Raw genomic sequence first — 12,645 nt, forward strand, 5'->3', positions numbered from 1 at the left:
GTCCCCCAGAGAAGAGGAAGTCCATGTTCACTGCACGAAAGTCCCGCCTCGCCCTTGCCGGCGGCGTCGCGCTCGCCGCCGCCCTCGCCCTCTCCGGCTGCGCCAACAGCAACCCGCTGGACGCGCCCACCGACGACGCCGGCGACGGTGGGGGCAGCGACACCATCGTCATCGGTTCGCAGGCCTACTACTCGAACGAGATCATCGCCGAGATCTACGCGCAGGCGCTCGAGGCCGCCGACTTCGACGTCGACCGTCAGTTCAGCATCGGCCAGCGCGACGCCTACATGCCGGACGTCGAATCCGGGGCGATCGACCTGTTCCCCGAGTACACGGGCAACCTGCTCGAGTACCTGGACAAGGATGCGACCGCCACCAGCCCGGACGACGTCTACGCGGCCCTGAAGGACGCGCTCCCGGACGGCCTCACCGCGCTCGACTACGCCGAAGCCTCCGACCAGGACACCTACACGGTGCTCAAGAGCTTCGCCGAGGAGAACGACCTCACCTCGATCGCCGACCTCGCGGACGTCACCACCCCGGTCACGATCGGCGCGGCTCCGGAGTTCGAGCAGCGTCCGTACGGTCCCGCCGCGGCCAAGGAGGTCTACGGCGTCGACCTGGCGTTCTCGGCCACCGGTCCCACGACGCTGGAGTCGCTGCTCGCCGGCGAGATCCAGGTCGCGGACATCTACTCGGCCGATCCGGCATTCCAGACCGAGGACATCGTGGCGCTGGAAGACCCGGAGAACATCATCCTGGCCTCGAACGTCGTCCCGATCGCGTCCAGCGACGTGGCCGACGAGATCGCCGACGTCATCAACGGCATCAGCGCCAAGCTGACCGCCGAGGAGCTCGTCGCCCTCAACGTGCAGAGCACGGTCGACCAGAAGTCGGCGGAGGACATCGCGAAGCAGTGGCTCACGGACAACGACCTCATCTGAGTCGTCTCCCCGCGAAGCGCCCGGCCCTCAGGGGTCGGGCGCTTCGTCGTCCGCGCCCGCCGGCGTGCACAGCTTCGGAGATCTCGCCCGACACGCCGCGGAGGACCCCCGGCTCACGGCGTGTCGCCCGGATCTCCGAAGTTGTGCAGGGGTGGGATCAGGTGCGGGAGTCCTGCTTCGGCACGACCACCTGCTTGACGATGATGAGGATCGAGGCGGTGACGGGCACGGCCACGAGGGCGCCGAGCAGACCGAGGAGCGTGCCGCCGGCGAGGGCGCCGATGACGACGAGCGAGCCCGGCACGGCCACCGCCTTGTTCATGACCCGGGGGGTGAGCACGTACGCCTCGATCTGCATGTAGACGAGGTAGATCGCGGCGAAGACCAGCGCGGCGATCGGGTTCGTGAACAGCGCGAGGATGGTGCCGATCATCCAGAACAGCACGGAGCCGACGAGCGGGATGAGTGTGACGCAGAAGGCGATCGCGGCCATGAGCGGCGGGAACGGCAGGCCGAGCACGGTGTAGAGGATGAGGGCGAGGGTCGCGTTGCAGAACGCGAGGACGACCATCCCCATCACGTAGCCGCCGACCGAATCGGTGATCTGCTGGGAGATGTCGCCGGCGCGGTCGCGGTCGCGGGCCGGGACGAGACGCAGCATCCCCTGGCGCATGGCCGGCAGGGTCGCGAGGAAGTACAGCGTCAGCACGAGCACCACGATCGCGCCCGAGATCCCGCTCGCGATGGACGCGCCCACCTGGAGCGCCCCGCCGCCGATCGTCGCGAGGTTGCCGAAGTCGGAGAGGAACTTCTGCACCTCCGACACGAGGTCCTGGAACTGGTCACCGAACTGGTTGTTGAGGGTGGCGTAGAGGTCGGACTTCGTGAAGTCCTGGATCATGCCGGGGACCGACTTCACGAACCCCGCGATCTGATCGACGACGATGGGCACGATCATCCAGAGGACGAGGGCCACGACGACGATGAGAGCGAGGATCGTCACCACGACGGAGAGCGCGCGGGAGATACCGCGGCGTTCGAGGAAGCGGACGGCCGGGTCGAGGCCGAGCGCGGCGAACAGGGCGAGCGCGATGTAGATGAGGACGGTGGAGAGGTTGTAGAGCGCGCTGCCGATCACGATCGCCCCGAGGCCTCCGAGGGTCACGAGGAACCCGAAGACGAACGGCCGATCGATCCGCGTCCAGAACGAGCGGCTGGGCGTGGTCGGCTCGATCACCACGGGGACGGACGGCTTCGCGGCGGCATCGGGCGCCTCCACCGCGGCTCCGACCAGCGCGGCGTCGACGGGGGCGGGGACGGAGTCCGGGGCGGGACCGCCCTGGCCGTCGTGCGGAGCGGAGGCCGGCGACTGGTCGTTGCTCATGAGCACACGATAGCGGTGCCCCTCGTCGGAGGCCGGGTGATCCGCGGCTCTAGAGTAGGGGCATGACTGCCGCTGAGGATCCGAAGGCCGAACTGCTCCGGCTGCGTGCGAGCATCGACAACATCGACGCGGCCCTGATCTTCCTGCTCGCGGAGCGGTTCCGCGCCACACAGCAGGTGGGCCACCTCAAGGCCGAGCACGCGATGCCGCCGTCCGACCCGAACCGTGAGGAGCAGCAGGTCGCCCGGCTCCGCGCGCTCGCGGAGGACGCCCACCTCGACCCGGAGTTCGCGGAGAAGTGGTTCAACTTCGTCGTGGCCGAGGTCATCCGCCACCACACCGAGGCCGCCGAGGGGCGCTGAGCCCGAGCGTCAGGCCCCGCGCTCGGCGAGCAGCCGGTCGCGCACCTCGCGCCGCATCACCTTGCCGATGAGCGACCGGGGGAGGTCGTCGACGGCGGTGATCCGGCGCGGCACCTTGTAGGCGGTCAGGTGGGTGCGGCAGAAGTCGCGGAGCCCGTCCATGTCCGCCGCCGCGCCCTCGCGGAGCACCACTGCCGCGGCGACCTCCTCGCCGCCGCTCGCCCGAGGGAGCCCCACGACGGCGGCGGCGACGACGTCCGGGTGGGCTTCCAGCGCGCTCTCCACCTCGCTGGGCGCGACGTTGAAGCCGCCGGTGATGATGAGCTCCTTCCGGCGGTCGACGATGGTGACGAACCCGTCGGGAGAGACCTCGGCGATGTCGCCGGTGCGGAGCCAGCCGTCCGGCAGCAGGGTCTCGGCCGTCTCGCCGGGGCGCCCCCAGTACCCCTGGAAGACCTGCGGTCCGCGCAGCAGCAGCTCACCGGGCTCGCCCGTGGGCACGTCGACATTGGGGTCGTCGGGGTCGACGACACGGATCTCCGTGCTCGGGAACGGGACGCCGACGGTGCCGGGGCGCCGCGTCGGACCCATCGGGTTGCCGAGCGCGACCGGGGAGGCCTCGGTCATCCCGTACCCCTCGACGAGCAGTCCCCCGGTGGCCTCCTCCCAGCGTCGCACCGTCGCCACGGGGAGGCTCATGGCCCCGGAGATCGCGAACCGCACCGTCGAGAGGTCGACTGTGCCGCGGCCGGCCGCGCGGGCCAGCTGGTCGTAGATGGGCGGGACGGCGGGGAGGAAGGTCGGCGGGCTCGTGCGGGCGGCGTCCGTGACCAGGCTCACATCGAAGGCCGGGAACAGCACCACCTTCGCCCCGATGCTCAACGCGAACGTGAGGCACAGGGTGAGTCCGTAGGCGTGGAAGAGCGGAAGCACGGCGTAGAAGGTCTCCTCGCCGTCGCGGAGTCCGGGCACCCAGGCCCGCCCCTGCATCGCGTTGGCCCGCAGATTCGCATGGGTGAGGATGGCGCCCTTGGGGACCCCGGTCGTCCCGCTCGTGTACTGCAGGACGGCGGTGTCGCCCAGCGACGGCCCGGGGGTGCGGCGGGGGAGCCGCCGGTGCGACACGAGCTTCTTCCACGGCGTCAGGTGCCGCGCGCGTGGCGTGCCGGTCAGCTTCGCCCGCGATGCCCGGGCCTTCGGGACGGGGAGTCGCAGGAGGAGGCGCTTCGACAGGGGCATCGCCGCCGTGAGGTCGACGCTCACGATGTGGCCGACCCGGAGGTCGTCGGGGAACCCCGCGACGGTGTCGGCGACCTTGTCCCACACGATCGCGACGCGGGCCCCGTGGTCCTCGAACTGGTGGCGCAGCTCCCGCGCGGTGTAGAGCGGGTTGTGCTCGACGACGATCGCGCCGAGACGCAGGACCGCGTAGAACGCGACGACGTGCTGCGGGCAGTTCGGCAGCACCAGCGCGACCCGGTCGCCCTTCGTGACCCCGAGGTGGCGGAGTCCCTCCGCGGCGCGGTCGATCTGCTCGCCGAGCTCCCGGTAGGTGGTCACGGCGCCGAAGAACTCGAGGGCGGGGCGGCGCGCATACCGCCGGACGCTGGCGGCCAGCATCTGCGGCAGGGTCTGCGTCGGCTCGTCGATGTCGGCCGGCACGCCCTCGGCATAGGAGCGGAGCCAGGGACGGGAAGACAGCGGCGCGTCGGTCATGCCCTCATCTTCCGACACGGACCTGTGCTCCGTCTCCCCCTTGCGCTCACCACCGCTCGGCGTGCAGTCACCCGTCCGCGAGGACGCCCATGACGAGGGCGTCGACCCACTCGCCGTCCCAGCGCAGCGCCTCCCGACGCCGGCCCTCGACGACGAACCCGGCCTTCTCGTAGGCGCGCTGCGCCCGAGGGTTGAACGCGTACACCTCGAGCTCCACGCGATGCAGTCCCACGGTGTCGAAGGCGTGCCGGATGACCGCGCGCGTCGCCTCGATCCCGTATCCGGCGCCGAACCACCGCGGGCCGGCGAGGGCGATGCGGAAACCGGCCGAGCCGTTGTCCTCGTCCAGGTCGCTGAGGACCACCTCGCCGATGTGCGCGCCGTCGTCGCGACGGAGGATCGCCCAATCCGCCCGGTCGTCCCGGTCGGCGAGCGACCGGAGCCAGGTCTCGACGCCCTCGCGGGTGAAGCGCGCGTGGGTGCCGGTCAGCCGCAGCACCTCGGGCTCCTGCAGGGCCGCCCAGGTGCCGTCGAGATGCTCCGGTCCGAGCGGCACGAGGTCCAGCCGCTCGGTGGTCAGGGTGGGGACGGGAGTGAGGGAGAGCGCCATCAGACGGGGAGCACCCGCCCCGAGACGATGCCCTCGACCGCACGCACGTACGCTTGGCCGACCTCGTCGTCGGTGACAGGGCGGTGGCCGGGGAAGGTCGAGAAGTACCCGGGGGAGTTCGCCAGCACGTCGGGGGAGACCGCATTGATGCGGATCCCCCGCGGGGCCTCGGCCGCCGCCGTGATCACGAACGACTCCAGGGCGCCGTTGGCCATCGCCGCCGCCGCTCCCGTCGCGATCGGCTCCCGCGCGAGCACGCCGCTGGTGAGGGTGATGGAGCCGCCGTCGGTCACGTGGTCGAGGGCGACCCGCACGACGTCGAGCTGCGCGAGGGTCTTCCCGGTGAAGGCGGCGAGATAGTCGTCGCGGTCGAGATCGGTGAACGGCTTGAAGGGCACGGAGCCCACGGCGACCACGACGGCGTCGACCGGGCCGACCCGCTCGAAGAGGCTGCGGATGGAGGCGGGGTCGGTCACGTCCACGTTCTGCTCGCCGGAGCGGGACGCCCGCACGACCTCGTGTCCCCGCACGTCGAGGGTGGCGGCGACCACCCCGCCGATGCTGCCGGTCGCGCCGATCACGAGTACCTTCATGCGGATTCCCTCCCAGGACGGATCGAGACGACGGACGGCCGCCTCGCGGGATCGAGTCTCCCATCCCTTCCGGGCGGGAGGGGACGGATGACGGGCGCGTCCGTCAGCGCGGGCTGAACTCGGCGGCCACCACGCGGGTCGCCGCGCCCAGCAGGACGGCGTCGTCGAGCGCGCTCGGCACCACGGTCGGTCCGAGGGAGGGGTGCGAGGCGGCACGGACCGCGGCGGCCGTCGCGTCCACGAACTCCGGGGAGACGATCCCGTCCGGACCGCTCAGGACGATCGTGGGCAGGTCGACGGCGGCGGCGATGACCGAGAGCGACGTACCGAGCCGGGCGCCGGCGGCGGTGAGCACCGTCGCGTGGTCTGCGCCCGGGGTCTCCAGGCGCCGGGCGATCGCGGGAGCCGCCGCCCACGCGTGGACGCAGCCGTCGCGGCCGCACAGGCACAGCTCACCGGGGTCGCCACCCGCACCGACGTGCGCGAGCTCGCGGGCGCCGATGGAGCGTTCCACCGGGGCGCCGTCGTCGCCGACGACGCGGATCGCGGTGCCGATGCGGGCGCCGATGCGGACGAGCAGGAAGTCGGTGCCGACGGAGGCGAACCGCTGCGCGGCGTCGGCCACGAGATCGGCGTCGTCGAACAGGTGGACGGGCGCGTCGAGGACGTCCGCGAGTCGAGGGCCGAGACCGAGCAGCGCGGAGGAGCCGGTGGGCACGCCGATGCCGATGCCGAGCGCGGGACCGTCGGCGAGGGCCCGCAGCTCGGCGACGAGACCGGCGATGGCGGCGGCGGCGTCCGGGGTGCGCGGCCGGCGGAGGCGGTGCGCGATGCGGCCGTCCGGCGAGGCCAGTGCGCCGACGATGTCGTCGGGTGCGGAGAGGTCGAGTGCGATGACCTGGACGGCACGCTGGTCGAACTCGAGCATCACGGCGGGCTTCCCCGGCCGGGACTCCTGGCTGGGTCCGCTCTCCCGGATCACACCGTCGGCGAGCAGGTCGCGCACGACCTCGGAGACGGTGGGGCGGGCGAGGCCGGTGAGCCGGGACAGATCGGCGCGACTCAGGGCGGACTGCTCCATGAGGGTGCGGAGGACGAGGGCGCGGTTCCGCTCCCGGATACCGCGGGCGTGACCGTTGCCCGGTGGCTGCGCGGCTCGTGCCCGATCCGCGGGGCGCTCTAGGATCTGGGGGTAGCGCACGATGCTCCTCCCGATCGACGCTCGGGCTGACTAAGTTCAATGAATAAACTAACGGACCGAGCGTACGGAGCGGTACGCGCGCTGTCAATCGACGGACCTCGGCCCCGAGAAGGAACCCGCAGATGTTCACCCACGACGACGCGCTGGACACCCAGGCGGCGGTTCGGCGAGCGAACCTGCGACGGGCGCTCCAGCTCGTCTTCCAGGCCTCCGGTTCGCAGACCCGCGCCGGCATCGCGCGGGCGACCGGCCTCACGGCGGCGACCGCGTCGTCCCTCGTCGCCGAGCTCATCGAGAACCGCTTGATCGCGGAGGGTGAGCAGGCGGTGAGCACGGGGGGCAAGCGCGCGACCACGCTCAGCATCGACGCGGAGCACCACCTGATCCTCGTGCTCGTCGTGCAGCCGACCAGCGCGTACCTGGCGCTCGTCGCCCTCGACGGCTCCGAGGTCGAACGACGCAGCATCTCCTACACGATGCAGACCCGGGACCGGGTCCTCGACGAGACGGTCGCGGAGGTCGTCGCCGCAACCGGGTCGCGGCTGCTCGCGGTCGGTGTGCAGGTCCCGGGGACGACGGACGGGCGCACCGTGCTGGAGAGCGTGCAACTGGAGTGGCACGAGGTGCCGCTGGCGGAGCGCTTCGAGAGCATCGCGGGCGTCCCGGTCCTCCTCGTCAACGACGTCGACGCCGAGGCCATCGCGGAGGCCGGGCTGGACGCCGCCCCCTCGGGCTACCGCCTGTTCATCCACAGCGGCGGGGGCATCGGCGCCGCGGTCACCCTCGACGGGGAGCTCGCGCCCGGACCCCGCGACCGTGCCGGGGAGATCGGGCACGTGCAGGTGGTGTTCGGCGATGCCGCCCGCCCGTGCCGCTGCGGGCGGCGCGGCTGCCTGGAGTCGGCGGCCGCGATGGGACCGATGCTCGGCGAGGAGTTCTCGGACGCCCTGGACGCGTCGGCGGTCCGTGCCCTCGTCGCCCGGGCGGATCAGACGCTGATCGACGACGGGGCGCGGGCGCTGGCCCGCGCCATCAAGCTCATCGGGGCGCTGCTCGATCCGATCGAGGTCGTCATCGGCGGCCCCGCGACGGAGCTCGGCCCCCGGTTCCTGGAGCGGGTGCGGGCCGAGAGCGGCTACCCCGCGCGCGGCACCGCTGACATCCCGATCCGGTACGCCGACCCGCGCGTGGCCCCCTCCGCCGGCCCCGCGCAGGCCGCCCTCACCGCCGTCCTCGGCGTGCGATGGAGCCCCGAGCAGCTCCGCGCCGGCGGCCCCCGCCCCTGATCCCGCCCCCGACCCGCCCCTGACCACTCCCGTCGGATGTTCCGGCGGCACGATCCGGGTACGGGCGCACGACCGGATCCGCCCGGAACCCCTGCCCGCGCGCCGCGGTCGTGCAGGGGCGCCGGACGGGAACCCGGGGGGTGGACGGGAACCCGGGGGTGGGCGGGAACCGGGACGGGCTACTTCACGCTGCCGGCGGTGAGGCCGCCGACGAGACGCTTCTCGATGAGCATGAAGAGGATGATGACGGGCAGGATCGCGACGATCGAGACGCCGAACACGTACTGCCAGCTCGTCTCGTACTGACCGACGAACTTCGTGAGCGCGACCGACAGCGGCTGGTTCTTGTCCGTCGACAGGATCACCAGCGAGGCAGCGAACTCGTTCCAGCAGGCCACGAACGTGAACACGATCGCGGTGACGATGCCCGGCCAGACGAGCGGGAGGTTGATCCGGAACAGGACAGTGAGGCGCCCGGCACCGTCGATCTGCGCCGCCTCGTCGACCTCCTTGGGGATGCCGGCGAAGAACGAGTGCATGATCCACACGGCGAACGACAGGTTGAAGGCCGCGTTGATGAAGATCATCGCGGTCCAGGTGTCGCCGAGGCCGAGGACGGTGAACTGCCGGAACAGGCCCGACGTGAGCACCGCCGGCTGCAGCATCTGCGTCACGATCACGAGGAACAGGAACACCATGCGGCCGGGGAACCGGAACCGGGCCGTGTAGTAGGCCGCCGGGAGCGACACGAGCAGCACCAGGAGCGTCGCGAACACGGAGATGACGATGGTCGAGACGAGGTTGTACGGCAGCGGCGTCTCGGGCGTCGACCACATCGTGAGGTAGTTCTCCCAGTGCCACTCCACCGGGAGGTAGGTCGGGTCGACCGAGCGGATCTGCGCCTTCGTCTTCACCGATCCGAAGAACATGATGAGGTACGGCAGCACGAAGATGGCGAGCACGAGGAACCCGGCGGCGGTGCGCAGGATCACCCGGGGCAGCGTCACCTGATCCGCGGTGTAGCGGCGCCGGCGGCCGGGGATCGGCGGGGTGCGTCGTCCGCGGGAGTCGGCGGTGGTCACGAGGGCGGTCTCGGTCACGGTCATGATCAGACCTCCTTCATGGGCTTGACGATCTTGACGTAGGCCGCGACGATCGCGATCACGATGAGGAAGGCCACGACCGACAGGGCGCTCGCGACGTCGACCTTCTTCTGCAGCTCGATGTACTTGAAGATGAGCGTCATGATCGTGTCGGCGCCGTAGCCCGGGATCGACCCGGTCATCACCTTGAGGATCGGCAGCGAGTTGAAGACGTTGATGATGTTGATGAGGATCGCCACGGCGAGGGCGCTCCGCAGCTGCGGCAGGACGATCGACCAGTAGGTGCGGGCCGCTCCGGCGCCGTCCATCTTGGCGGCCTCGATCGCATCGGCGGGGACGGACTGCAGCCCCGCGAGGATCGTGTAGGTCGTGAAGGGCAGCGACACGAACACCGCGATGACGATGGACCAGGCGAACGCCGTCGTCGGGTTCTTCGTCCAGCCGTAGCCCACCGCGTCGTCGGAGAGCCCGATGTCGTAGAGGAACTTGTTGAAGACCCCGAAGTACGGCTCGAGGCTGTAGTAGAAGACCATCGTGGTCATCACCACGGACGCGGCCCACGGCACGATGACCGCCATCCGCACGAGCTGGCGACCCGGGAACGCCTTGTTGAGGATCTGCGCGAGTCCGAGCGAGATGACGACCGTGAACAGCACGACCGACACGACCCACACGATCGTGCGGACGAAGATCGGCCAGAACTCCGGGAACGTGAAGACGGTCACGAAGTTGTCGAAGCCGACCGAGCCCTTGTCCAGGCCCGACAGCGAGATGTCGCGGGTGGAGTTGAAGAACATGACGCCGGCGGGGAACAGCACCACGCCGATGATGAGCACCAGCGCGGGGGCGATCCACGGCAGCGCCTGCAGGAGGTCCCGCCCGCCGGGGCGACCGCGCACGGCCGTCCCGGCGTCCGGGGTGCGGGGGCGGCCGGTGGCCGCCCCCGCGAGGTTCGAGGATTCTGTCGTCTGGCTCATGGGGGATTCCCGAACCTCTCCGTTCCGCGGGTCAGCCCGCGTCCACCTGGTCCTGGATCTGCTTCAGCACATCGGCGGCCGGCTGATCCTGGATCTGTCCGAACAGCGACTTGAAGGCGCCGTCCGCGGCCGACCACTTCGGGTTGGTCGACGGGTAGAACTGCGCGTCGGGCAGCACGTCGAGGAACGGCTTGAGGGCCTCCTCGCCGGACAGCTCCTCGGCGCCGGACTTCGTGACGGGGAGGAAGCCCTCCGCCTGCACCCACGGCACGTAGACCTCGGGCGAGTAGAAGTAGTCGAGGAACTTCGTGATCGCCTCCTGCTTGTCGCCGTCGTTCTCGAACGCCATGAGCTGGTCCATGACGCCGAGGGTGAACGGCGAGCCGTCCTCGGTCGGGATCGGGACGATCGAGTAGTCGAGGTCCGGGTTGTTGTCGGCGATCTGGCCGACCGTCGGCGGCAGGCCGACCTGCATGCCGATCTTGCCCTGGATGAAGATGTCCATCAGCGGGGAGCGCTGCGTGGAGCCGGGGTCGGCCTGGGTCGCCCCGGCGTCGATCATCTTCTTGATCTGCTCGGCGCCGACGAGGTTCTCCGGGGTGTCGATGGTGATCTCCGACGCGTCGCCGAAGGATCCACCGCCGCCCCAGAGCCAGACGGCGGCCTCGGCCTGCGCCTCCTCCGAGCCGAGCGGCATGCCGTAGCCCGCGACACCGCCGCCGAGCCCGGACACCTTGGTCGCCGCGTCGAGCAGGGAGTCCCAGTCGGTCGGCGCCTCGACGCCCGCCTGGGACAGGAGGTCGTTGTTGACGAACAGGGCACGCGCGGAGGCGATCATCGGCAGGGCGTAGGCGGTGCCGTCGACCTCGGCGTTGGCGAGGAAGGAGTCCTGGAAGTCGGAGTAGACGTCGTCCGACACGACCTCCTCGACCGGGTAGAGCAGCTCGTCCTCGACGAAGCCCGCGAAGGGGCCGCCGTTGTAGATGTCGGGCGCCTCGCCGGCCTGGACCTTCGTGGAGATGACCTTCTCGAGGTTGTCCCACGACTGCACCTCGAGGTTGACGGTGATGTCGGGGTTGTCCTTCGTGAAACCGTCGATGACGTCTTCCCAGAGACCCTTCGTGGCGTCGGAGTAGCTGGGGACGAGCAGGTCGAGCGTGCTGGCGTCGTCGCCGCCGCCGCTGTCTCCTCCCGATCCACCGAAACCGCAGGATGCGAGCGACAGCGTGGCGACGGCCGCGACCGCTGCGGCCCCGTATCGCCGTGACTTGTTCATGGGCATTGCATTCCTCACTGTGGGTGCTGCTCCAGCGGGCGGGATCCGCTCTCCGGAGAGGGGGGTGGTGCACAGTCGCAGAACACTCCACGCGACGGTGCGTGTTGATCACGCCGCCGAGGTGGTCGCGATCGTCCGAGCGGGGGCTCGGGGGAACTCGTCCCGATTATTTGTCAGGCAAACAAACAAATCAAGATGTTGCTCTCTTGGGACGAAATACTATGATCGGATCACGCCCGAAACAATCACAAGTACGCAACAACTCGTCCGAAAGGCCTCCTCATGACCGATTCGCTGCCCGGCGCGCACATGCGCGAAGAGCTCCGCTCCCAGCCGCAGATGTGGGCCACCGCCGCCGAGCTCACCGCCGAGCAGGCCCTCCTGCCGACCCGCGGGGCACGGGTCGCGGTCGTCGGCTGCGGCACCTCGTGGTTCATGGCCCAGTCGTACGCCGCGCTGCGCGAATCGTCCGGCCATGGCGAGACCGATGCCTTCGCGGCGTCCGAGGCCTTCATCGACCGCGGCTACGACGCGGTCGTCGCCCTCACCCGCTCCGGCACCACGACCGAGGTGCTGGAACTCGTCGACCGCATCAAGGCGCGCACCCGCACGATCGGCGTGATCGGCGACCCCGACTCCCCGCTCGTCTCGCTCGTCGACGACGCGGTGCTGCTGCCGTTCGCCGACGAGCAGTCGGTCGTGCAGACGCGCTTCGCCACGACCGCGCTTGCCCTCTTCCGCGCGTCGCTGGGCGAAGACCTCTCCGGAGCCATCGCCGACGCCACCGCCGTGCTCGCCGAGGAGGGCGACGACACCGAGCTGCGCGACGCCGAGCAGTACACGTTCCTCGGGCGGGGCTGGACGATCGGCCTGGCCCACGAGGCCGCCCTGAAGCTGCGCGAGTCCTCGCAGTCGTGGACCGAGGCGTACCCGTCGATGGACTACCGTCACGGTCCGATCGCCATCGCCGCGCCGGGCCGGGTGACGTGGCAGTTCGGAGAGGCACCGGAAGGCCTGGCCGCGGAGGTGCGCGCCACGGGCGCCCGTTTCGAGCACCGGGCTATCGACCCGCTCGCCGACCTCGTGCGCCTGCACCGGACGGCCCTCGACCGTGCCGTGGCCCGCGGGCTCGACCCCGACCAGCCGCGCAACCTCACGCGATCCGTCATCCTGGATGCATGACGCCAGCGATC

12 protein-coding genes are annotated in these 12,645 nt (G+C 70.6%); 4 read left to right on the forward strand and 8 right to left on the reverse strand.

Going from position 1 to position 12,645, the window contains the following annotated elements; genetic code table 11:
* Nucleotides 1–23: 23 nt before the first annotated feature.
* Nucleotides 24–944: an ABC transporter substrate-binding protein gene (locus B7W94_RS03285; protein ID WP_025104208.1), complete on the forward strand. Its 921-nt coding sequence runs from the start codon at nt 24–26 to the stop codon at nt 942–944.
* Nucleotides 945–1,101: 157 nt separating this feature from the next.
* Here the strand turns inward: B7W94_RS03285 and B7W94_RS03290 are convergent, their stop codons facing one another.
* Nucleotides 1,102–2,328, reverse strand: a complete 1,227-nt coding sequence (locus B7W94_RS03290) for an AI-2E family transporter (RefSeq protein WP_025104207.1) — start codon at nt 2,326–2,328, stop codon at nt 1,102–1,104.
* A 62-nt stretch (nt 2,329–2,390) separates the two neighbouring features.
* On the opposite strand from B7W94_RS03290, the gene B7W94_RS03295 reads away from it, so the two are divergent.
* Nucleotides 2,391–2,690, forward strand: a complete 300-nt coding sequence (locus B7W94_RS03295) for a chorismate mutase (protein ID WP_025104206.1) — start codon at nt 2,391–2,393, stop codon at nt 2,688–2,690.
* A 9-nt stretch (nt 2,691–2,699) separates the two neighbouring features.
* Here the strand turns inward: B7W94_RS03295 and B7W94_RS03300 are convergent, their stop codons facing one another.
* The 4 genes from B7W94_RS03300 to B7W94_RS03315 form a co-directional block, all read right to left on the reverse strand.
* Nucleotides 2,700–4,406 carry a long-chain-fatty-acid--CoA ligase gene (locus B7W94_RS03300; protein ID WP_085604307.1) on the reverse strand — a complete coding sequence of 569 codons (1,707 nt, stop codon included), beginning with the start codon at nt 4,404–4,406 and terminating at the stop codon, nt 2,700–2,702.
* Nucleotides 4,407–4,473: 67 nt separating this feature from the next.
* Nucleotides 4,474–5,016 carry a GNAT family N-acetyltransferase gene (locus tag B7W94_RS03305; RefSeq protein WP_085604310.1) on the reverse strand — a complete coding sequence of 181 codons (543 nt, stop codon included), beginning with the start codon at nt 5,014–5,016 and terminating at the stop codon, nt 4,474–4,476.
* The gene (locus B7W94_RS03310) at nt 5,016–5,609 is read right to left on the reverse strand and encodes a short chain dehydrogenase (RefSeq protein ID WP_085604312.1); all 594 of its coding nucleotides are present in this window, start codon (nt 5,607–5,609) and stop codon (nt 5,016–5,018) included. Before B7W94_RS03310 ends, B7W94_RS03305 begins: the two co-directional genes overlap by 1 nt.
* Nucleotides 5,610–5,712: 103 nt before the next feature.
* The gene (locus B7W94_RS03315) at nt 5,713–6,810 is read right to left on the reverse strand and encodes an ROK family transcriptional regulator (RefSeq protein ID WP_085604315.1); all 1,098 of its coding nucleotides are present in this window, start codon (nt 6,808–6,810) and stop codon (nt 5,713–5,715) included.
* 122 nt (nt 6,811–6,932) lie between these two features.
* On the opposite strand from B7W94_RS03315, the gene B7W94_RS03320 reads away from it, so the two are divergent.
* Entirely contained in the window at nt 6,933–8,096 is a 1,164-nt protein-coding gene (locus B7W94_RS03320; RefSeq protein WP_085604318.1) for an ROK family protein, read from the forward strand.
* Between the two features lie 179 nt (nt 8,097–8,275).
* Here B7W94_RS03320 and B7W94_RS03325 read toward each other — a convergent pair whose 3' ends face one another.
* The 3 genes from B7W94_RS03325 to B7W94_RS03335 are packed head-to-tail and all read right to left on the reverse strand — an operon-like array spanning nt 8,276 to nt 11,452.
* Complete coding sequence (locus B7W94_RS03325) at nt 8,276–9,202, reverse strand: carbohydrate ABC transporter permease (RefSeq protein WP_025104200.1); 927 nt, start codon at nt 9,200–9,202, stop codon at nt 8,276–8,278.
* Nucleotides 9,203–9,204: 2 nt separating this feature from the next.
* Nucleotides 9,205–10,176 (reverse strand): carbohydrate ABC transporter permease, encoded by a 972-nt coding sequence (locus B7W94_RS03330; RefSeq protein ID WP_025104199.1) that lies wholly within the window; start codon nt 10,174–10,176, stop codon nt 9,205–9,207.
* A 31-nt stretch (nt 10,177–10,207) separates the two neighbouring features.
* Nucleotides 10,208–11,452, reverse strand: a complete 1,245-nt coding sequence (locus B7W94_RS03335; RefSeq protein ID WP_025104198.1) for an extracellular solute-binding protein — start codon at nt 11,450–11,452, stop codon at nt 10,208–10,210.
* A gap of 282 nt (nt 11,453–11,734) precedes the next feature.
* On the opposite strand from B7W94_RS03335, the gene B7W94_RS03340 reads away from it, so the two are divergent.
* Nucleotides 11,735–12,634, forward strand: a complete 900-nt coding sequence (locus B7W94_RS03340; RefSeq protein ID WP_085604321.1) for an SIS domain-containing protein — start codon at nt 11,735–11,737, stop codon at nt 12,632–12,634.
* The last annotated feature ends 11 nt before the right edge of the window (nt 12,635–12,645 follow it).

The organism is Microbacterium sp. LEMMJ01, from assembly GCF_002114135.1.
Lineage (GTDB): Bacteria > Actinomycetota > Actinomycetes > Actinomycetales > Microbacteriaceae > Microbacterium.